The organism is Roseomonas haemaphysalidis (assembly GCF_017355405.1).
GTDB classification, from domain to species: domain Bacteria; phylum Pseudomonadota; class Alphaproteobacteria; order Acetobacterales; family Acetobacteraceae; genus Pseudoroseomonas; species Pseudoroseomonas haemaphysalidis.
Map to the genome: position 1 here is coordinate 1,722,025 of NZ_CP061177.1, position 19,280 is coordinate 1,741,304.

The 19,280-nt window shown below is 72.3% G+C and carries 17 protein-coding genes; 8 read left to right on the top strand and 9 right to left on the bottom strand.

Features of this window, described 5'->3' with window-relative positions:
• Position 1: 1 nt before the first annotated feature.
• Positions 2 to 1,594 carry an ABC transporter substrate-binding protein gene (locus tag IAI59_RS07915; RefSeq protein ID WP_207416729.1) on the bottom strand — a complete coding sequence of 531 codons (1,593 nt, stop codon included), beginning with the start codon at positions 1,592 to 1,594 and terminating at the stop codon, positions 2 to 4.
• A 225-nt stretch (positions 1,595 to 1,819) separates the two neighbouring features.
• Between IAI59_RS07915 and IAI59_RS07920 the strand changes: the two genes are divergently transcribed.
• Genes IAI59_RS07920 through mtgA form a run of 3 tightly spaced genes read left to right on the top strand, consistent with a single transcriptional unit; the run spans position 1,820 to position 4,183 of the window.
• Positions 1,820 to 2,818, top strand: coding sequence for a YihY/virulence factor BrkB family protein (locus IAI59_RS07920; protein ID WP_207416728.1), 999 nt, complete (start codon positions 1,820 to 1,822; stop codon positions 2,816 to 2,818).
• Positions 2,819 to 2,861: 43 nt separating this feature from the next.
• The gene (locus tag IAI59_RS07925) at positions 2,862 to 3,518 is read left to right on the top strand and encodes a thermonuclease family protein (RefSeq protein ID WP_207416727.1); all 657 of its coding nucleotides are present in this window, start codon (positions 2,862 to 2,864) and stop codon (positions 3,516 to 3,518) included.
• Entirely contained in the window at positions 3,518 to 4,183 is a 666-nt protein-coding gene (gene mtgA, locus IAI59_RS07930; RefSeq protein ID WP_207416726.1) for a monofunctional biosynthetic peptidoglycan transglycosylase, read from the top strand. The genes IAI59_RS07925 and mtgA overlap by 1 nt, the downstream gene beginning before the upstream one ends.
• A 28-nt stretch (positions 4,184 to 4,211) precedes the next feature.
• Here mtgA and IAI59_RS07935 read toward each other — a convergent pair whose 3' ends face one another.
• The 6 genes from IAI59_RS07935 to IAI59_RS07960 all read right to left on the bottom strand — a co-directional run bounded on the left by IAI59_RS07935 (position 4,212) and on the right by IAI59_RS07960 (position 11,929).
• Positions 4,212 to 4,808, bottom strand: a complete 597-nt coding sequence (locus tag IAI59_RS07935; protein WP_207416725.1) for an ankyrin repeat domain-containing protein — start codon at positions 4,806 to 4,808, stop codon at positions 4,212 to 4,214.
• A 49-nt stretch (positions 4,809 to 4,857) separates the two neighbouring features.
• Entirely contained in the window at positions 4,858 to 5,214 is a 357-nt protein-coding gene (locus tag IAI59_RS07940) for a hypothetical protein (RefSeq protein WP_207416724.1), read from the bottom strand.
• A 67-nt stretch (positions 5,215 to 5,281) separates the two neighbouring features.
• Positions 5,282 to 7,381 (bottom strand): hypothetical protein, encoded by a 2,100-nt coding sequence (locus tag IAI59_RS07945; protein ID WP_207416722.1) that lies wholly within the window; start codon positions 7,379 to 7,381, stop codon positions 5,282 to 5,284.
• The gene (locus tag IAI59_RS23330) at positions 7,381 to 10,074 is read right to left on the bottom strand and encodes a DUF4159 domain-containing protein (RefSeq protein WP_207416721.1); all 2,694 of its coding nucleotides are present in this window, start codon (positions 10,072 to 10,074) and stop codon (positions 7,381 to 7,383) included. The genes IAI59_RS07945 and IAI59_RS23330 overlap by 1 nt, the downstream gene beginning before the upstream one ends.
• Positions 10,075 to 10,086: 12 nt before the next feature.
• The gene (locus IAI59_RS07955; RefSeq protein ID WP_237180628.1) at positions 10,087 to 10,932 is read right to left on the bottom strand and encodes a DUF58 domain-containing protein; all 846 of its coding nucleotides are present in this window, start codon (positions 10,930 to 10,932) and stop codon (positions 10,087 to 10,089) included.
• Positions 10,925 to 11,929, bottom strand: coding sequence for an AAA family ATPase (locus IAI59_RS07960; protein ID WP_207416720.1), 1,005 nt, complete (start codon positions 11,927 to 11,929; stop codon positions 10,925 to 10,927). Before IAI59_RS07960 ends, IAI59_RS07955 begins: the two co-directional genes overlap by 8 nt.
• Positions 11,930 to 12,055: 126 nt before the next feature.
• Here IAI59_RS07960 and IAI59_RS07965 point away from each other — a divergent pair, with 126 nt between their 5' ends.
• Positions 12,056 to 12,745 carry a DUF1285 domain-containing protein gene (locus IAI59_RS07965; protein WP_237180627.1) on the top strand — a complete coding sequence of 230 codons (690 nt, stop codon included), beginning with the start codon at positions 12,056 to 12,058 and terminating at the stop codon, positions 12,743 to 12,745.
• A 44-nt stretch (positions 12,746 to 12,789) separates the two neighbouring features.
• Positions 12,790 to 13,341, top strand: a complete 552-nt coding sequence (locus IAI59_RS07970) for a CoA pyrophosphatase (protein ID WP_237180626.1) — start codon at positions 12,790 to 12,792, stop codon at positions 13,339 to 13,341.
• A gap of 16 nt (positions 13,342 to 13,357) precedes the next feature.
• On the opposite strand, the gene IAI59_RS07975 is transcribed toward IAI59_RS07970, so the two are convergent.
• Positions 13,358 to 13,597 carry a CsbD family protein gene (locus tag IAI59_RS07975; protein WP_207416718.1) on the bottom strand — a complete coding sequence of 80 codons (240 nt, stop codon included), beginning with the start codon at positions 13,595 to 13,597 and terminating at the stop codon, positions 13,358 to 13,360.
• A 119-nt stretch (positions 13,598 to 13,716) separates the two neighbouring features.
• Here IAI59_RS07975 and IAI59_RS07980 point away from each other — a divergent pair, with 119 nt between their 5' ends.
• From IAI59_RS07980 to IAI59_RS07990, 3 genes are all read left to right on the top strand, one after another.
• Positions 13,717 to 14,910 carry a CCA tRNA nucleotidyltransferase gene (locus IAI59_RS07980; protein ID WP_207416717.1) on the top strand — a complete coding sequence of 398 codons (1,194 nt, stop codon included), beginning with the start codon at positions 13,717 to 13,719 and terminating at the stop codon, positions 14,908 to 14,910.
• Positions 14,911 to 15,068: 158 nt separating this feature from the next.
• Positions 15,069 to 15,941 (top strand): SDR family oxidoreductase, encoded by an 873-nt coding sequence (locus IAI59_RS07985; RefSeq protein WP_207416715.1) that lies wholly within the window; start codon positions 15,069 to 15,071, stop codon positions 15,939 to 15,941.
• A gap of 227 nt (positions 15,942 to 16,168) precedes the next feature.
• Positions 16,169 to 17,641: an amidase gene (locus tag IAI59_RS07990; protein WP_207416714.1), complete on the top strand. Its 1,473-nt coding sequence runs from the start codon at positions 16,169 to 16,171 to the stop codon at positions 17,639 to 17,641.
• Positions 17,642 to 17,840: 199 nt separating this feature from the next.
• On the opposite strand, the gene pgmG is transcribed toward IAI59_RS07990, so the two are convergent.
• Positions 17,841 to 19,253, bottom strand: coding sequence for a phosphoglucomutase/phosphomannomutase PgmG (gene pgmG, locus IAI59_RS07995; protein WP_207416713.1), 1,413 nt, complete (start codon positions 19,251 to 19,253; stop codon positions 17,841 to 17,843).
• Between the last annotated feature and the right edge of the window lie 27 nt (positions 19,254 to 19,280).

Here is a 19,280-nt window from a genome sequence, read left to right on the forward strand (position 1 = left end):
GCTAGCCGCGCCGGATGCCCCAGAACACGAAGGTGCCGCGCACCAGTCCCGTCAGGCCGCGCCGCCAGGCGCTGTCCAGGAAGTACTGGCCGGTCGGCAGGTAGGGCACCTCCTCCAGCGCCGCTTGTTGCAGCTCGGCCGCCAGCTTCTTCTGCGCCGCGAGGTCCGGTGCTTCCGCCCAGGCGTTGCGCAGCGTCTCGATCCGCGGGATGTCGGGCCAGCCGAAGAAGGCCTTGTCGCCGTTGGCGCGCAGCACCTGCTCCACCATCGGGTTCAGCATGTCCACGCCGTTCCAGGTGGTGTGGAACATGTTCCAGCCCCCCTGGGACGGCGGCGCCTTGCTGGCGCGGCGCTGCACCACGGTGCCCCAGTCGGCCACCACGTAGTCCACCTCCATGCCCAGCCTGGTCAGCAGGTCGCGCCCCACCTCGCCCAGCGCGGCCAGGATCTGCTGGTCGGAGGCCGCCATCAGCACCACGCGCTCGCCATTGTAGCTGGATTGCTTCAGCATCTGCCGGGCGCGTTCCAGGTTGCGCGGCCCGCGCACCAGGTCCAGCCCGGCCTCGTTGGCCATCGGCGTTTCGGGGGTGAAGACGCCGATGCCCGCGCGCTGCATGGCGGGGTCGGTGCCGGCGGCGGCGGTCATGAAGTCGCTTTGGGAGCAGGCCATCAGCACCGCGCGGCGCACCGCCACGTCGTTGAAGGGCGGGTGCAGGTGGTTGAAGATGCCGCTGCCCAGCGCACCCTGGGTGACGATGCGGTCCGTCACGATGCCGCGGTTGCGCTTCAACACCGGCAGCAGGTCGTTGGGCGGGTTTTCCCACCAGTCCACCTCGCCGTTGCCGAGCGCCGCCACGGCGGTGCCGGGGTCGGGCATGACGTGCCATTCCACGCGGTCGAAATGCACCTCCTTGGGGCCGGCGGTGTGTTCGGCCTGACCCTGGCGGGGCACGTAGTCGGGGTTGCGCTCATAGACCACGCGCGCCCCGACGATGCGTTCATCCGCCTTCCAGCGATAGGGGCCGGAGCCGACCAGCTCGGTGATCGGCTTGAACGGGTCGCTGTCCGCGATCCGCTCCGGCATGATCACCAGCGCCGGCGGGCCCAGCTTGGCCAGAGTTTCCAGCATCAGCCCGAAGGGCCGCGTCAGGCGGATGGTGAACACCCGGTCCTCCGGCGCCGCCATCTCGGCCACCCGCGCCATCAGCGCCTGGCCCAGCGTGTCGCGCGCCGCCCAGCGCTTGATCGAGGCGATGCAGTCCCGCCCGCGCACCGGCGCGCCGTCGTGGAACTTCAGCCCTTCGCGCAGCCGGAAGGTCCAGAGCAGCCCGTCCTGCTCCGTGGTCTGGCCTTCCACCATCTGCGGCTGCGGCACCAGCCGGTCGTCCAGGCCGTAGAGTTGGTCCCAGATCATCAGGGCATGGTGGCGGGTGATGTAGGCGGTGGTCATCACGGGGTCGATGACCGTCAGATCCGATTGCGGCACGAATTTCAGCAGGGGCGCGGGCGCGGCGATGGCCGGGCGCGCCAGCGTGGCGGCGGCGGGCAGGGCGGTGGCCAGGGCGGCCGCCTTGAACAGGTCTCGTCGCAGCATGGGTCGTTGCTCCCGGAAGGGGGGATGACAGATCCGTGCCGTGTGCCGGGCGCTGCGCGCGCCTCGTTCCGCCAGCAGACCGGCATTCCCGCCCCGGCGCAAGCGGCTTGGCGGGGCGGGGGGGCTGTGGCGCCACGGCCACAGCCGGGTGCCGGTGCCCCGGCGGCGCGCAACCGCCGCCGCGACGCTTCCGTTCCAGCAGCGACAGCGGAAGATCCAGCGACAATGTTGAAACAGCGCCTGCGCAAGGGCTGGTGGCTGACCAAGCAGACGGTGCTCGGGTTCCTGGAGGACGAGGCGCTAAGCCGCGGGGCCGCCATCGCCTTCTATACCGTCACCTCGCTGGCGCCGGTGCTGATCATCGCCATCGCCATCGCGGGCGTGGCGTTCGGCGAGGAAGCGGCGCGCGGCGCCGTGGTCGCGCAACTGGGCGGGCTGATGGGCACGGCGGGCGCCGAGGTCGTCCAGGGCATCATCCGCAGCGCCGCAGACCCCAAGGCGGGGCTGATGGCCAGCGTCCTCGGGCTGGTCACGCTGCTGGTCACCGCCAGCGGCGTGTTCGGCGAAATCCAGGCCAGCCTCAACAAGATCTGGAAGGCGGAGGTGACGGGCGTCACCGTGTCCTCGCTTCTGCGTGCCCGCGCGCTCAGCCTCGGCCTGGTGGCGACGCTGGGCTTCCTGCTGCTGGTTTCGCTGGTCGTCAGCGCGCTGCTGTCCGGGCTGCGGGAGTCCCTGGACAGCGAGTTGCCCGGCATCGCCACCGTGGTGCGGGTGGCCAACATCTTCATCTCCTTCGGGCTGATCTCGGCGCTCTTCGCGGCCATCTACAAGGTGCTGCCGGACCGCAAGCTGGAATGGCGGGACGTGATCGTGGGCGCCATCGTCACGGCCATCCTGTTCAACCTCGGCAAGACGGTGATCGGCCTTTACCTCGGCCGCAGCGCCGTGGGCTCGACCTACGGCGCGGCGGGCTCCGCGGTGATCGTGCTGCTGTGGATCTACTATTCGGCGCAGATCTTCCTGCTGGGTGCCGAGTTCACCAAGGCCTACGCCATGTGGCGCGACGCGGCGGGCTGGAACCTGGCAGTGGACCCGCGCGCCGCCAACCGCGCCATCGCGGCCGGTGCGCCGCCGGTGGAAGTGGAGGTGGAGGCGGAGGCACGGCCCGAACGCCCGCCCGTGCCGCTGAACACCGCCACGGCGGGACCGCAACCCGAACCGTAACAAGGGATGCATCGCGGCATCGGGCATGGCACAGAGCCGCCTCATGAACCGCCGCACCCGCACCGCCGCCCCCTGGGTCGCCGTGGCCGCCGCCGTCGCCGCGCTGTTCGGCACCGGGCAGCTCACGCCGTCCGGGCTGGAGCGCCTGGGCCACGCCTTGTGGCGGGCCGTCTCCTCCGAGCAGCGCGGCACCTTCCACCCCCGCGCCAGCACCCAGGAGGGGCGCCGCGACGCGCCGCACGCGGCCGATGGCGAGCCGATCGCCGGCACCGCGCGCATCGTGGACGGGGACACGCTGGACCTCGGCCGCATCCGCATCCGCATGGGTGGCATCGATGCGCTGGAACACGACCAGAGCTGCACCCGCCCGGGCGACCGCAGCTACGACTGCGGCAAGCTGGCGCGCGACGCGCTTGTGGCGCTGATCGGCGGCGCCACCGTGACCTGCCAGCCGGACGGCAGCGAGACCTACGGGCGCACGGTGGCCATCTGCACCGTGCCGGGCCGGGACGGCGCGCCGCGCGACCTGAACACCGCCATGGTGCGCACCGGCCTCGCCTTTGATTGCCCGAAGTTCTCCGGCGGCCGCTATGCCGAGGCGGAGCGCGCCGCGCGGGCCGCCCGCAGCGGGGCCTGGGCCGGCAGCTTCGAGTTCCCCTGGCGGCACCGCGGCCGCGACGCCGCCTGCGGGCGCGACTGATGCGCCCGCCGCGCTGGCTCCGGCGCCTGGCCCTGGTCCTGCTGCTGGGGCCGCCGCTGCTGATCCTGGCGTTCCGCTTCGTTCCCGTGCCGGCCACGCCCCTGATGCTGATCCGCGCCGCCCAGGGGCATGGCTGGCACAAGGAATGGGTGCCCTACGACCGCATCGACCCGGCGATGGCCCGTAGCGTCATCGCCGCCGAGGACAACCTATTCTGCACGCAATGGCTGGGCTTCGACTTCGCGCAGCTGCAAGGCCAGGTGGAGGCGGCATTGGATGGCGAACGCCCGCGCGGCGCCAGCACCATCACCATGCAGGTGGCCAAGAACCTGTTTCTGTGGCCGGGCCGCGACCCGCTGCGCAAGCTGCTGGAAGCCTGGCTGACGCCGCAGATCGCCTTGCTGTGGCCCAAGCAAAGGGTGCTGGAAGTCTACCTCAACATTGTGGAGTTCGCGCCCGGCGTGTATGGCGCGGAAGCCGCCGCCCAGGCCGCCTTCAGGCGGCCCGCCGCGAGCCTGACCGATGCCCAGGCCGCCCGCCTCGCCGTGGTGCTGCCCGCTCCGCTGGAATGGTCCATCACCGCGCCCGGCCCTTACGTGCAACGGCGGGCCGAAACAATCCGGCGCCGGGTGGGGCAGCTGGGCAGCCTGACGGACTGCGTGTGACCGCGGGGCGAGGGCAGCCCGCCGCGGATTAGCCGCCGCGCCCCGCGTCAAAGCCCAGGAAGCCGACATCCGGCCGCGCCGCGCCGCCGTCCGCGCGGGCGGCGGGGGTCGCGGGCATGGCGCGCGGGGCCGGGCGAGGGGTGGGCGTCGCCAGTTGCGGCGGCGCCGACATGGGGCCGGGGCGGGCAGGGCGGCCGCTGGCCAGCGCGGGCGGCGGCGGGGTCGGCTCCGAGATCGGGCCGGGACCGCGCGCTGACAGCAGAAAGAAGGCGATCTCGTTGCGCCCCTGGTCCACCGCCGAATCCAGCGGCGTCAGGCCCAGGACGTTGCGCCCGTTCAGGTCCGCGCCGCGCGTGACGGCATCGCGCGCCGCACCCAGGTCGCCGCGATTGATGCTGTCGAACAGCGCCTCGGTGGGGCCGAGGTTGTTGTAGTTGGCATCCGGCGGGATGGCGGGGGCAGCGTTCCGGTTGGCCAGCCCCGGCAGCGCCGGCGGCAGCGCGGTGGGGGCGGAAGGCGGCGTCGGCGGCACCATCGGCCCGCGCTGCGCCAGGGCGGGTGCTGCCATCAGCGGCAGCGCCAGCGCGGAGAGGGAAAAAAGGCGGATGGTGTTCAAACGGCGCATGGTCGCACCTTGTAGAGGGTTTCGGATCGCGGCGCCAACCGCCAAGGCGTCAGCCGCAGGCCTGACCATTCAGGGTGAAGCTTTCCACCCGCCTGTCACGCAGCGCAAAGGTGATGTCGCAGCGCACCTGCGCATAGGCCGGTGGCGGCGCGATCCAGGGGCGGTAGCGGTAGGGGCCGGGGTAATAGAAGAACGGGTCGGGCTGCGTCACGGCAACCGTGCGTTCCCGCTCGAACTGCAGGAAGCGGCGGCCGTCGGTTTCATAGGACCGGACGGGAACGCCGAGCTCGGCCACCAGATCGCCTTCGCCACGGCCGATAAACGTGGCCAGCCGCTGTTCCAGCGTCGGCCCCACCGCGCAGGCGGCGAGCAGGGGCAGCAGCAACAAGGCTGGGGCAATGCGCATCGGGCGGTCCTCCGGTCGCATAGATAGGAAGCTCCGAACATGGCTGCAACGAGGCGGCCGCGCCGCCTCAGCGCCCTTCCCGCCGCCAGGCGAGGAGGGCGACGCCCAGCACCAGCGGCAGCGCCATCCAGGGCGGCAGCAGCGGCATGGCGGAAATGCCCGTGACCACGTGGTCCTGGTTGCGCCGCAGGCCCAGCCAGCCATTGGCCGCACCGCCCGCCATGTCCCGCCCGGCGGCCACGCGGCGCAGCTCGGGCACCGCCGGCGCCGGGCCGTTGCCCAGCCAGCGCACGCCCCCGCCGGTGGCGGACAGCACGGGCGCCAGCTTGGCCGGGTCGGCACGCAGGTCGGCGATTTCCAGCGGATTGGCGGCGGCGGCGGCGGCAAAGGCGGTGCGGCGGCCGTCCGTCACCTGCCACACGCCGGGCTGGGTGGCCGGCAGGCTGAGCGTCGCATGGCCCCCGCCGGCGGCCTCGGCGGTGCGTCGGGTGGTGGTGCCGTCCGGCGCGGTGACGGTCAGCTCCGGCGGCGGCCCGGCATCCACGCTGCGGCGGGTGGCGGTCAGGGTGCCGTTTTCCACGCGCGCCAGCAGGTCTTCTTCCTCCAGCTCCGGCTCCTTCATCAGCCAGTGCGCGGCGCGGCGCAGCAGCTCGGCCTGCGGGCCGCCGCCATCATGGCCGCGCGACCACAGCCAGATCTGGTCGGACAGGAGCAGCGCCACGCGGCCCTCGCCCACGCGGTCCAGTTGCAGCAGGGGGGCGCCGTCATCGCTGTCCATCACGGTGGTGCCGTTCAGCACGTCGGCGCGCAGGTGCCGGTACCAGCGGCCCCAGCTGGGCTGCGCCGTGCCGGCGTTGGCGCCGGCCAGCCCCTGGGTGACGGGGTGGCGCGCGCCGGCCTCCGTCACGCGCGGGCGGAAGGCGCCTTCGGCCAGCCCGCCGGCACCGCTCAGCGGCCGCGCCGGCAGCACGGCGCCGAGCGGCGTGGTGGCCAGGCTGGTGGGGCCGAGGAATTCCGGCCCGACCGACAGCAGCAGCGCGCCGCCGCCCCGCACGTAGTCGGCGATGTTGCGCAGGTAGGTAGGCGGCAGGATGCCGCGGTTGCTGAAGCGGTCGAAGACGATGAGGTCGAAGTCGCGCAGCTTCACCTGGAACAGCTCGCGCACCGGAAAGGCGATCAGCGCCAGCTCGTTGAGCGGCGTCAGGTCATCCTTTTCCGGCGGGCGCAGGATGGTGAAGTGCACGAGGTCCACATTGGGGTCGGCCTTCAGCAGGCGGCGCCAGGTGCGCTCGCCCGAATGCGGCTCGCCGGACACCAGCAGCACCCGCAGCCGGTCGCGCACGCCGTTGATGGTGACCACGGCGCGGTTGTTCAGCGCCGACACCTCGCCCGGCCGTTCCTCCACGGCCAGCTCCACCACGGAAGGGCCGCCGCGCTCGATGGGAATGGTGATGCGGTGCTCGCGCCCGAGGGGCACGGATTCCACGCGGGGCGGGGCGCCGTCACGGCGGATGGTCAGGCGTGCCGCGCCCGTGGCCTGCGCGGCGGGCACGCCGAGGTCCTCCACCGCCACGCGCAGCTCCACGCTGCGGCCGACAATGCCGAAGCCCGGCGCCTCGATCACGCGGATGCGCCGGTCGGTCTCGCCGGGCGCGCCGGGCAGGATGGCGTGGAAGGGGGCGTCAAAGGCCGGCGCGGCGGGCACGTCATGCGCCTGCCCGTCGGTCAGCGCCAGGATGCCGGCCAGCCGGGCGCGCGGGATGTCGGCCAGCGCGCGGTCGATGGCGGACACCAGCCTCGTGCCCTGGTTGCCGCCTTCCGGCACGTCCAGCGTGCGCAGCTCCAGGTCGGGAAAGCGCGCGGCGGCGGCTTCCAGCGCGGCGCGGGCCGCGTCCATCTGCGTGCCGCGCGTGCCGATGCGGGCGCTGTCGCTCCGGTCCTGCACCAGCAGCGCGATGTCGGGGCGCGTTTCGCGGGTTTCCTCCACCAGCCGGGGGTTGGCCAGGGCCAGCAGCAGCAGCGCGAAGGACAGCGCCCGCCACCCCGTGCCGCGCGCCCGCCGCCACAGCGCGGGCAGCAGCGCCAGCAGGGCCAGCGCGGCCAGGGCCAGCAGCAGCCACAGCGGCAGGATGGGCGAAAGGTCGATGCCCGACAGCGCGCTTTGCATCAGTTGCCGAGCCTTTCCAGGATGGCCGGCACATGCACCTGGTCACCCTTGTAGTTGCCGGTCAGCGCGTACATCACGAGGTTGACGCCGAAGCGATAAGCCAGCGTGCGCTGCCGCGCGCCGCCGGGAATGGCGGCGTAGGGGTTGTTGCCGCGCGCATCGATGGCCCAGGCGCCCGCCCAGTCGTGGCCGCCGATGATCACGGGGCTGACGCTGTCATTGGCCCGGTCCTCTTCACGCGACACCCAGACCTGCCCGCCCGCGAAGCGCCCCGGCAACTCCTGCAACAGGTAGAAGGAACGGGTCAGCACGTGTTCCGGCGTGACCGGCATCAGCGGCGGGATGGCCAGGCTGCGGGTGACCCGCTGCAAGGCTTCCCGCGCGCCGGGGGCGAAGCCCTCGCCCGAGCCTTCGTCGCGCGTGTCGAACAGGATGATGCCGCCGTTGCGCATGAACTCGTTCAGCGCCGCCGCCGCCGCCGGGCCGGGGGGCTGCGCTTCCGGCAGGATGGCCCAGTAGAGCAGCGGCAGCACGGACAGGTCGTCCTGCCCCGGCCGCACCATCACGGGGTCGCCCAAGGCCGCGGCCGTGCGGCGGTTGACGTATTCGGACAGGCCGACCAGCCCTTGCCGCACGGCCTCGTCCGCCGCCGGGTCCTCGGTCGCCACGAAGCCGATGCGGGTGACGGTGGGCAGCGTGTCCGTCTGGGCCCGGGCCTGCAGCGGTGCCGCCAGCAGCAGGGCCAGCACCGCCAGCCTCGCGGGCTTGGCCAGCAGCCCGCGCTGGCCCAGCGACAGCAACAGGTCCAGCGCCAGCAACAGCAGCGCCGCGCCCAGCAGCCAGGGACCCAGGTCGCGTTCCGCCGGCACGCCGCCGATCGCCAGCGTGGCGGTGCCGGCGGGCGGCGCCGCCATGGGCACCGGGGCGGGCAGGCTGGCGGACAGGTTCAGCGCGCGGCGCTCGCCACCCTCGCCGGGCACGCCATACCAGCCGGGCGGGTGCCGTGGGCCGGGCAGGGTTTCGGCCAGCAGGTTGGCGGGAATGGCGGCGACGCCCCCCGGGGCGGGGCCGAGGCGGCCGAAGCCGTCCATCACTTCCACCGGCGCCAGCGGTGCCGCGCCTTCCGCCCCCGCCACGCCGGTGGACAGCGCCACCACGCGGCGCAGCATGTCGGGAAACAGCCCGGACAGCGGCAGGTCGGACCATTCGGCATTGGCCGTGACATGGAACAGCACGATGCGCCCGGCGCCGCGCGTCTCGGCCGTCACCAGCGGCGTGCCGTCGCCCAGCCGGGCCCAGGAGCGTTCGGACAGGCGCGGGTCGGGCTCGGCCAGCACCTGGGTCTGGATGCGCACCTCCTCCGGCGGCACCAGCCCGGCGAAGGGCGAGGTATCGGGGAAGGGCGCCATGCGCTGCGGCTGCTCCCAGGACAGCGCGCCGCCCAGCTGCCGCTCGCCCGCGCGCAGCCGCACCGGCAGCAGCGGGTCGGGGTTCTCGGCCAGGCGCGGGCCGGCAAAGCGCAGCAGCGTGCCGCCGGCCCGCACCCAGCGGTCCAGCGCCTCCTGCTCGCGCCCCGTGGCCACGGGGCGGTCGGCCAGCACCAGCACGGACAACTGGCGGGACAGCAACTGCTCGATGGAGCCGGAGCGCAGCTCGGCCGTCGGCTCCAGCGCGCGCTGCAGGTAGTACAGGGCGCCAATCAATGGCGTGTCCGTGCCGGCCTCCGTGGGGCCGATCAGCCCGACCGGGCGGCGGCGGAAGCGCTCGTCCAGCAGCACGCTGGTGCCGGCGCTGTCCTCGCCGTCGAGATCGAGCCGCACCACCTGGTTGCGGATTTCCAGCGGCAAGGGCAGGGCGACCTCCCCCGCCGTGGCGCCGGCCGGCAGGTCGATCGCGGCGGATGCCAGGGCACGGCCGTCGCCGGTGCGGGCCAGCACGGTGGCGGAGCCCGCCAGCGCGGCCGGTGTCTGGCGCAGGGCCAGCAACAGCCGGTCCGGCTCGGCGCGCGGCGGCAGCAGCAGGCGGGTGGGGCGGCCCTCGGCACGGGCCAGGGTCAAGGGGCCGGCGGCGGCCAGGGCCTCGGCCAGCGGGGCGCTGTCGGCGCCGATGCCGTCCGCCAGCCAGAGCGGCGACAGCGGGCCGGGATTGGCCTGCCGCCACGCCTGGAAGCCGGCCAGCGCGGCGGCGCGGTCAGTGGCCCAGGGCCTGGGGCGCAGGGCGGCCAGGCGGGTGCGCAACGCTTCCGCCGGCATCACGGCGCTGGGGCGGGGCGGCTCGGTGGCGGCGGCGGTCAGCAGCAGGGCGGCGCGGCGGCCCTGGCGGGCGGCGCCGTCCAGTGCCGCCTGGGCGGTGGCCATGCGGGCGGGCCAGTCGGCGGCCGAGGCCCAGCCGTCATCGACCACCAGCAGCAGTGGGCCTTCCCCGGCCGTGCCCGCTCCCGGCCCCCAGACCGGGCGGGCCAGCCCCAGCACGATCAGCGCCGCCGCCGCCAGCCTGAGCAGCAGCAGCCACCAGGGCGTGCGGCTGGGCGTCTGCTCCGGGGCCGGCAGGTCGCGCAACAGCCGCACGGCGGGAAAGGGCTGGCGGCGCGGCGCCGGCGGCGTGACGCGCAGCAGCCACCAGATGGCGGGCAGCAGCGGCAGCGCCAGGAGCAGCCAGGGAACCACGAAGCCGAGCGGGCCGAGTTGCAGCATGCGGGGCGCGGCCTATGCCGGAGACAGGGATTGCCACAGCGCCAGCAGCGCCCGTTCGGGCGGCGTGTCGGTGCGGTGGGTGGTGAAGCGCCAGCCGGCGGCGGCGGCGATGGCGGCAAGGCCGGCGCGGTGCGCGGCCAGCCGTTCGGCATAAAGCGCGCGGATGCCCTCGGTGCGCGGCAGCAGCACCGCCTCGTCGCCGCCCAGGGCTTCAAAGCGGATGCGGCCCTGGTAGGGCAGGGTTTCCTCTGCCGGGTCCAGCACCTGCACCAGCTGGCCGGAGACGCCGCGCGCGGCCAGGGCCGCGACAACGGCGCGCGTGTCTTCCAGCGGTGCCAGGAAATCGGACAGCAGCACGGCGCGGGCGTGGCGGGGCAGGCTGTCATCGGCGGCGGGGGCGGTGTGGCGGGACAGTGCCTCGGCCAGCGGCGGCAGCACGCCGCGCCCGGCCCAGGCGCGTCGCTGGCCCAGCAGCCGCACCCGTTCGCCGCCGCGCAGGAGCAGGGAAGCCAGCGCCAGCAGCAGCAACTCGGCGCGCTCGCCTTTTTCGGGCTGCCCCTTGGCGGAAGCCCAGCGCATGGTCTGGCCGGAGTCGCGCCACAACGCCACGCTTTGCGCCGCTTCCCATTCGGTTTCGCGCACGAACAGCCGGTCGGACTTGGCGCTTTGCCGCCAGTCCAGGCGGTTCAGCGCATCGCCGCGCGCATAAGGGCGGAACTGCCAGAAGGCATCGCCCTGGCCGGCGCGGCGGCGGCCGTGCACGCCTTGCATGACCGTGGCCGCCACCCGCTCGGCCGCCACCACCAGCGGCGGCAGCCGGGCGCCTAACGCCTCGGCGCGAAGGGCGGCGTCAGCCAAGGCTGGCCTTCAGCGCCCCGATCACGTCAGGGAGCCGCACGCCATCGGCGCGGGCGGAGAAGTTGAGCGCCATGCGGTGGCGCAGCACCGGCTCGGCCAGCGCGATCACGTCCTCCACGCTGGGGGCCAGGCGGCCATCCAGCACGGCGCGCGCCCGTGTGGCCAGCATCAGCGCCTGGGCGGCGCGCGGGCCCGGGCCCCAGGCCAGGTGCTGCTTGACGGCAGGCAGCGCGCCCGTTTCCGGCCGCGCGCCGCGCACCAGCTTCAGGATGGCGTCCAGGACCTGCTCGCCCACCGGAATGCGGCGGATCAGCGCCTGGGCGGCCAGCAGCTCGGCGGAGGTCAGGGCGGGGCGGGCGCGGGCCTCGGCAGCACCCGTGGTGGCCAGCAGCATGGCGCGCTCGGCCGCCTCGTCGGGGTAGGACACCTCGACCTCCAGCAGAAAGCGGTCCAGCTGCGCTTCCGGCAGCGGGTAGGTGCCTTCCTGCTCGATCGGGTTCTGCGTCGCCAGCACGTGGAAGGGGGCGGGCAGGGGATAGGTGGTGCCGCCCATCGCCACCTTGCGCTCCTGCATCGCCTGCAACAGCGCGGACTGGGTGCGGGGCGAGGCGCGGTTGATCTCGTCGGCCATCAGCAGCTGGCAGAACACCGGGCCCTGGATGAAGCGGAAGGCGCGGCGGCCGCCTTCGCCTTCCTCCAGCACCTCGCTGCCCAGGATGTCGGCGGGCATCAGGTCGGGGGTGAACTGCACGCGGCTTTCCGCCAGCCCCAGCACGGTGCTCAGCGTTTCCACCAGCTTGGTCTTGCCCAGGCCCGGCACGCCCACCAGCAGCACGTGGCCGCCGGCCAGGATGGTGATCAGCACCTGCTCCACCACCTCGGGCTGGCCGAAGATCACCTCGCCCACGGCGGCCTTGACGCGGGCCAGCCGCGTCCCCAGGGCTTCCACCTCATTCACCAGGATGGTGGGATCAATCGGCTCCGCCACTTCAACCATGCCGGTCGGGCTCCTTATATAGCCTGGATATGGGACGCCGGCCTGTTTCCGCCAGCCGATCCCGATCCAGGAGCGAGACTTGGAAAGCGTATGACCAGTGGCCGCACGGACAAAGCATTGAATGCGATGCAACAGGAGGACGTGATGCCCGCCGATTGCTGCCGGCCCCAGGCCACCGACCCTTGCGGCATGCCCGCCGACCGCAAGGCCCTGCCCCTCGCCGGGCTGCGGCCGGGCAAGCGCTCCGGGCCGCCCGGGCCGCGCCATGACTGCGGCCCGCTCGGCATGCGCATCGCCAAGGACGGGTCCTGGCACTACCGCGGCAGCCCGATCGGCCGGAAGGAGCTGGTGTGCCTGTTCGCTTCCGTGCTGAAGCGCGAGGCCGATGGCAGCTACTGGCTGGAAACGCCGGTCGAGCGCGGCATGGTCGACGTGGAGGACGTGCCCTTCGTGGCGGTGGAAGTGTTCTGGGACCAGTGCGCCGGCCGGCAATGCCTGACCTTCCGCACCAACCTGGACGAGATGGTCACCGCCGACCACGACCACCCCATTCGCGTCGCCATTGATCCCGAAACGCGCGAGCCGCGCCCTTATGTGTCCGTCCGCCCGGGGATCGAGGCGCGCATCAACCGCGCCGTGTTCTATGAGCTGGTCGCCCTGGCCGAGCCCGAGACGGTGGACGGCCGGGATCTGCTGGGCGTGTGGAGCGAGGGCGTCTTCTTCCCCATCGACGACGCGCCCACCCGCAAGCCCACCCGCCGCCGGGTGAGCATTCCCCGTGCCGCCGCCGTCGCCGAGCGACCCGCCGCGAAGTGAGTCCCGCCACCACGGCATTGTCGGCCGGGGACCTCGCTGCCCGGTTGACCGATCCCCTTCGGCTGGCCCGTGCCGACGCCACGGAAACCGAGGGCTGGGACAGCGGCGGACCTTTGCGGGACGCCGCCGTGCTGGTGCCGCTGGTGCTGCATCCGGAGCCCACCGTACTGCTGACGCTGCGCACCACCAAGCTGTCGTCCCACGCCGGCCAGGTGGCGTTTCCCGGCGGCCGGATCGAATCCGGCGAAAGCCCGGAACAGGCGGCGCTGCGCGAAAGCTGGGAGGAGGTGGGCCTCGGCCCCGCCTTGCCGCAGGTGCTGGGGCGCTTGCCGGATCACCTGACCGGCACCGGGTTCCGCATCACCCCCGTGCTGGCGCTGCTGCGCCCGCCGCTGCAGCTGATCCCGGAGCCGGGGGAGGTGGAGCTGATCTTCGAATACCCGTTGTCCCGCCTGCTGGACCCGGCCTTGCCGCAACAGCAAAAGGCCCGCTTCCGGGGTGCGGAGCGGGCCTTCTGGGTTTGGCCGCATGAGCGGCACTACGTCTGGGGCGCCACCGCCGCGATCCTGCGCAACTTGGCGCTGGTGCTGCGGTAGCACGCCCCGCCGTGCATCAGAGGATGCGCAGGCGGCCCAGCACGTAGCCGATGGCGGCGCCGATGAACACGGCGGTCAGCGGCTGCTCGCGCACGCTGTCGGCCAGCTGGCCCAGCGCGTTCTCGGTCTGGCCCTGCGCCTGGTTGTACATGCCACGCGCCTGGGTGTTGCGGTCGCCGGTCAGGCCACCGACGGCCTCCTGCACGCGCCCGAAGGCGTCGCGGGCGGTGCCGGTCACGCGGTTTTCGTCAGCCATGGGGGTTCTCCTGTCTCGATGCCGGCGTGCCGCCGGCCTGCCCCCCATCAACGCCGCGATTCCGGATTGGATGCGGGGCCGATTGCGCTGTTTCTTTCCGCATGCTGCCTTGCGCCGCCATGACCGATCCCACGCCCGATCCCCCTGCATTCCACATCGCGCCGCCTGCCTGGCTGGGCGAGGGGGCGCCCGCCGCCGTGCTGGCGGCCTTGCCCGGCGCACGGGTGGTGGGCGGCGCGGTGCGCGACCTGCTGGCCGGCCGCGCGGTGCAGGACGTGGATGTCGCCGTCGCCCTGCCGCCCGAGCAGGCGGCCGCGCGGCTGCGCGAGGCCGGGCTGAAGGTGTTCGAAACCGGACTGGCGCATGGCACCGTCACCGCCGTGCTGCTGCACCAGCCGGTGGAGGTCACCAGCCTGCGCCGCGACCTGCTGACCGATGGCCGCCATGCGGAGGTGGCCTGGAGCACCGACTGGCGCGAGGACGCGGCGCGGCGCGACTTCACCATGAACGCGCTGTCGATGGATGCCACCGGGCAGGTCTGGGATTACTTCGGCGGCCGCGCCGACCTTGCCGCCGGGCGGGTGCGCTTTGTTGGCGACCCGGCGACGCGCATGGCGGAGGATTACCTCCGCGTGCTGCGCTTTTTCCGCTTCCAGGCGCGCTACGGCCAGGGGGCGCCGGACCCGGCGGCGCTGGCCGCCATCCGCGCCGCGGTCCCGGGCCTGGCCCGGCTGTCGGCCGAGCGGGTCTGGATGGAACTGAAGCGACTGTTGCAGGCACCCGATCCGGTGCCGGCGGTGGCGCTGATGCGCGACACCGGCGTGCTGGCCGCCGCCCTGCCCGAAGCCGCGGCGGACGAGGCGGCATTGCGGCGCCTGCCCGCCGATGCCGGCCCCCTGGCACGGCTGGCCGCCCTGCTGCATCCCGACACTGATGCCGCGGCGCTGGCCCGGCGCCTGCGTTTCTCGGCACAGGAAGACACCGTGCTGCGCCGCCTGCTGGACCCCGCCTTGCGCCCCGAAGCCGGCCTCGACGGCGCCGCCCTGCGCCGTTGGCTGGCCGAGGCCCCCGCCGGACTGGAAACCGACCTCGCCAACATGGCCGAGGCCGCCGATGGCCAGGACCGCGCCGCGCTGCGGGCGCGCATCGCCGCCACGCCGCGCCCGGTGTTTCCCCTGCAGGGACGGGACGCGCTGGCCGCCGGCATTCCGCCTGGCCCGGCGGTGGGGCAGGCGCTGGGGCGGGTGCGGCAATGGTGGCTGGACGGCGGATGCGTTGCCGGCGTGGCGGAATGCCGGGCGCAGTTGCCCTGAGGGTGCGGCAACGAAAGCGCCTGGCCCTCCAGATCTCTCGGGCGCGTATCCACCACGCCATTCCGGGGCGTGAGCACGCCTCCGTGTAACCGGCGTGGTGTGACCATCGTCGGGTCCGGGTGTTCCTTGGCATGAACCCCCGGACAGAAAGCCGATCCATGCCGCAGGACCCGCGTACCGCCTATCCGCAGCCGCCCTATTCGGACGCCAAGCAGGCGCCCCCGGGCGACACCGCCGCCATGAACCCGCAGCCTGACCACGGCGAAACCAGCTACAAGGGCAGCGGCCGGCTGGCCGGCAAGGTGGCGCTGATCACCGGCGGTGATTCCGGCATCGGCCGCGCCGTCGCCATCGCCTATGCGCGAGAAGGGGCGGACGTGCTGATCTCCTACCTCGACGAGCATACGGACGCCGAGGAAACCGCCCGCTGGGTGCGCGAGGCCGGCCGCAAGGTGGTGCTGGCGCCCGGTGACATCACCGACCCGGCGCATTGCCGCGCGCTGGTGGAGCGCACCGTGTCGGAACTGGGCGGCATCCACATCTTGGTCAACAACGCCGCCTTCCAGCGCACCCATGAGTCGATCGAGGAGATCAGCGACGAGGAGTGGGACACCACCTTCCGCACCAACATCCACGCCCAGTTCTACCTGTGCAAGGCGGCCATCCCGCGCATGCAGCCGGGTGCGACCATCGTCAACACCACCTCGATCAACGCCAAGACACCCTCGCCCTCCTTGCTGGCCTACGCGACCACAAAGGGCGCCATCGCCAACTTCACCGCCGGCCTCGCGCAGTCGGTGGCGGAAAAGGGCATCCGCGTGAACTGCGTGGCACCGGGGCCGATCTGGACGCCGCTGATCCCCTCCACCATGCCGGCTGACGAGGTGAAGGACTTCGGCGCCACCACGCCGCTGGCCCGCGCCGGCCAGCCGGTGGAGCTGGCACCGGCCTATGTGCTGCTGGCGTCCGACGAATCCTCCTACATGACGGGCGCGCTGATCCCTGTGACGGGCGGCAAGCCGATGCTGTGAGGGGAAGGAGGCTGGGGGAATGAATTCCCCAGACCCCCATCTTCTTTTTGACCTGCCGTTGGTCCCGTGGGTGTCCGCCTTGCGCTTCGGCGGCACCGGTCAGCGGGCAAACTCTTTCGGATCGAAACAAAAGAGGTGGGGGTCCGGGGGAGAATTCATTCTCCCCCAGTTCCACGCTCCGCCTTCCGGGTTACGATTCCACCGGCAAACACCGGATGGGCTGACCGATGACGCTTGCGATGAGCTGGGACGAATGGGCGCGCCATGACGCGGTGGCGCTGGCCGGCAGGGTCCGCGCCGGCGAGGTGACCGCCGCCGAGCTGGCCGCCCAGGCCGCCGCCGGCATTGCTGCCCTCAACCCCACGCTCGGCGCCGTGGTCGAGGTCTTCGAGGACGTGGTGGCCGACCCGTTGCGGGACGGCATGGACGCCGATGGCGCCTTCGCGGGCGTGCCCTACCTGATGAAGGACCTGGGCCCGACGCTGGCCGGGCGGCTGCAGGAGATGGGCTCCCACCTGATGCGCGGCACCCGCGCGGCGGCGGACAGCCATCTCACCGGCCGTATCCGCAAGGCCGGCCTGAACGTCATCGGCCGCAGCACCACCCCGGAATTCGGCTGCTGCTCTTCCGCCGAGAACCCGGCGATGTATGTGACGCGCAATCCCTGGGACGTGGCCTACACCACCAACGGCTCTTCCGCCGGCACGGCGGCGGCGGTTTCCGCAGGCGTGCTGCCGATCAGCCACGCGACGGATGGCGGCGGCTCCATCCGCATTCCCGCAGGCGCCACGGGCAATATCGGGCTGAAGCCCTCGCGCGGCGTATTCTCCATCGCACCCTACGCGTCCGACCTGACGGGTCTCGTCTCCATCCAGGGCTGCCACAGCCGCACGGTGCGCGACACGGCGCTGTTCGTGGACCAATGCCGGGGCGGCGCTCCCGGTGAGTTCATGCCCTACTGGACCACGCCCGAACCCTATTCCGAGCTGATCCGCCGCGACCCGGGCCGGCTGCGCATCGCGCTGTCCCATGAATGGGGCGACTACCGCGCCACGCCGCATTTCGTGGCGGAGCTGGAGCGGGTGGGCAAGCTGCTGGAGGGCCTGGGCCACCAGGTGGAATGGGCGCTGCCGGCGGTGGATTTCCGCGCCGCCTTCGCCGCCCAGACCACCTGCTACATCAGCAACTTCGCGCAGACGGTGAACAACCTGATCGCCGCCAAGGGCCTCGACCGCCCGCCCGCCGATCTGGTGGAGCCCATCAACATCCGCATCTGGGAAGCCGGCATCAACACCAGCTTCACCGAGCGCGCGCAGATGCAGGCGGTGTTCAACAAGACCTCCCGCGACTTTGGCGCTTTCTTCGAGGACTGGGACATCATCCTGACGCCGATCACCGCCCTGCCGACGCCCAGGCTCGGCACTACCGAATACCTGACGATCAGCGACAACCCCGATATCTACGACTGGTTCGGCAACCTGTGGCGCAACTTCGCCTATACGCCGCTGTCCAACCTGTGCGGCATTCCCGGCATCTCGCTGCCGCTGGGCTGGCAGGACAGCGGCCTGCCGCTGGGCATCCAGGCGCAGGCCCGGCAGGCCAATGACGGGCTGCTGCTGCAACTGGCGGCACAGATCGAGCGCGCGATCGGGGGGCGGTGGAACGATGGCCGCCGGCCGGGGGTGCATGTGGCGGCGTAGGAGAAGGCCAGGGGAAGGAATTCCCCCGGACCCCCATCTTTTTTCTGATGTGAAAGAAAAAAAGGGCGCGCGGGTGGAACCCGCGCGCCCTTTTCAAAAAAATCACTGTTGCAAGCTGGATTGTTTCAGCCCGGACCCAGACCCGGAAAAATGAAAGAAGGGGGCCTGGGGGAATTCATTCCCCCAGCCTTGCTGGCTTTCAGTGCCCCGCGTTCTCGCCCGAGAAATCCGGCGCCTGCAGCCCCGACGCCTCGACCTGCTCGGCCAGCAGCTTCTTCAGTCGGTCCAGCCCTTCCTCGGTCTTCGCCTCGGCGCGGGCCACCAGCACCGCCTGGGTGTTGGAGGCGCGCAGCAGCCACCAGCCGTCCTCGGTCAGCACGCGCACGCCGTCCACGTCGTTGACATTGGCGCCGGACGCCGCGAGGCGGGCCTTCACTTCCTGGATCACGCCGAACTTGCGCTCGTCCGCGCAGTTGAATCGCAGCTCGGGGGTGTTGAGCACCTTGGGCAGCGCGTCGCGCATCTGGGCCAGGCTCTCGCCGGCGCGCGCCACGATGCCCAGCAGGCGGATGGCGGCGTAGGGCGCGTCGTCGAAGCCATACCACTTGTCGTTGAAGAAGATGTGGCCCGACATCTCGCCGGCCAGCGGCGAGCCGGTTTCGGCCATCTTGGCCTTGATCAGGCTGTGGCCGGTTTTCCACATCAGCGACTGGCCGCCGGCCTTGTCCACTTCGTCGAACAACACCTGGCTCGCCTTGACGTCGGCGATGATGGTGCCGCCCGGGTGGGCCTTCAGCACGTCGCGCGCCAGCACCACGAGAAGCTGGTCGCCGAACAGCATGTTGCCCTCGCCGTCCACGGCGCCGATGCGGTCGGCGTCGCCATCGAAGGCGATGCCGAGGTCGGCGCCCTGCTTGGCCACCTCGGCGATGATCTGCTCGAGGTTCTTCAGTACGGTCGGGTCGGGGTGGTGGTTGGGGAAGCGGCCGTCGATCTCGCCGTTGATGACGGTGTGCTTGCCGGGCAGCTTGGCGACGAGACGCTTGGTGATCTCGGCGCCCGAGCCGTTGCCGGGGTCCCAGACCACGTTCAGCGCGCGGTCGCCGCCGTCGTAGTCCTTGAGCAGGCGGGCGACATAGGCATCCGACACGTCCACCTGGGTGGAGGAGCCGGAGGCCTCGGCCACCACGTCGCCGCTGGCCGCCATCTGGCCGATCTGCTGGATCTGCTGGCCGAAGAACGGCTTCTTGCCCAGCATCATCTTGAAGCCGTTGTAGTCCGGCGGGTTGTGGCTGCCGGTCACCATCACGGCGCCGTCGGCCTTCAATTCGTAGGAGGCGAAGTAGAGCATCGGCGTGGGGCCGCAGCCGATGCGCGCCACTTCCAGCCCGCAGGCCACGAGGCCGGCGACCAGCTGGGTTTCCAGCTCGGGCGAGGACAGGCGGCCGTCATAGCCCACTGCCACCTTCCGCCCGCCCTGCTTGGCCACGATGCTGCCGAAGCAGCGGCCGATGGCGAAGGCATCCGCGCCGGACAGCGTCTGGCCGACAATGCCGCGGATGTCGTACTCGCGCAGCGAGGTCGGGTGGAAGTCGTGGCGGAAGGCTGTCATGGGAATCAGTTGTCCTGTGGTCGTGTC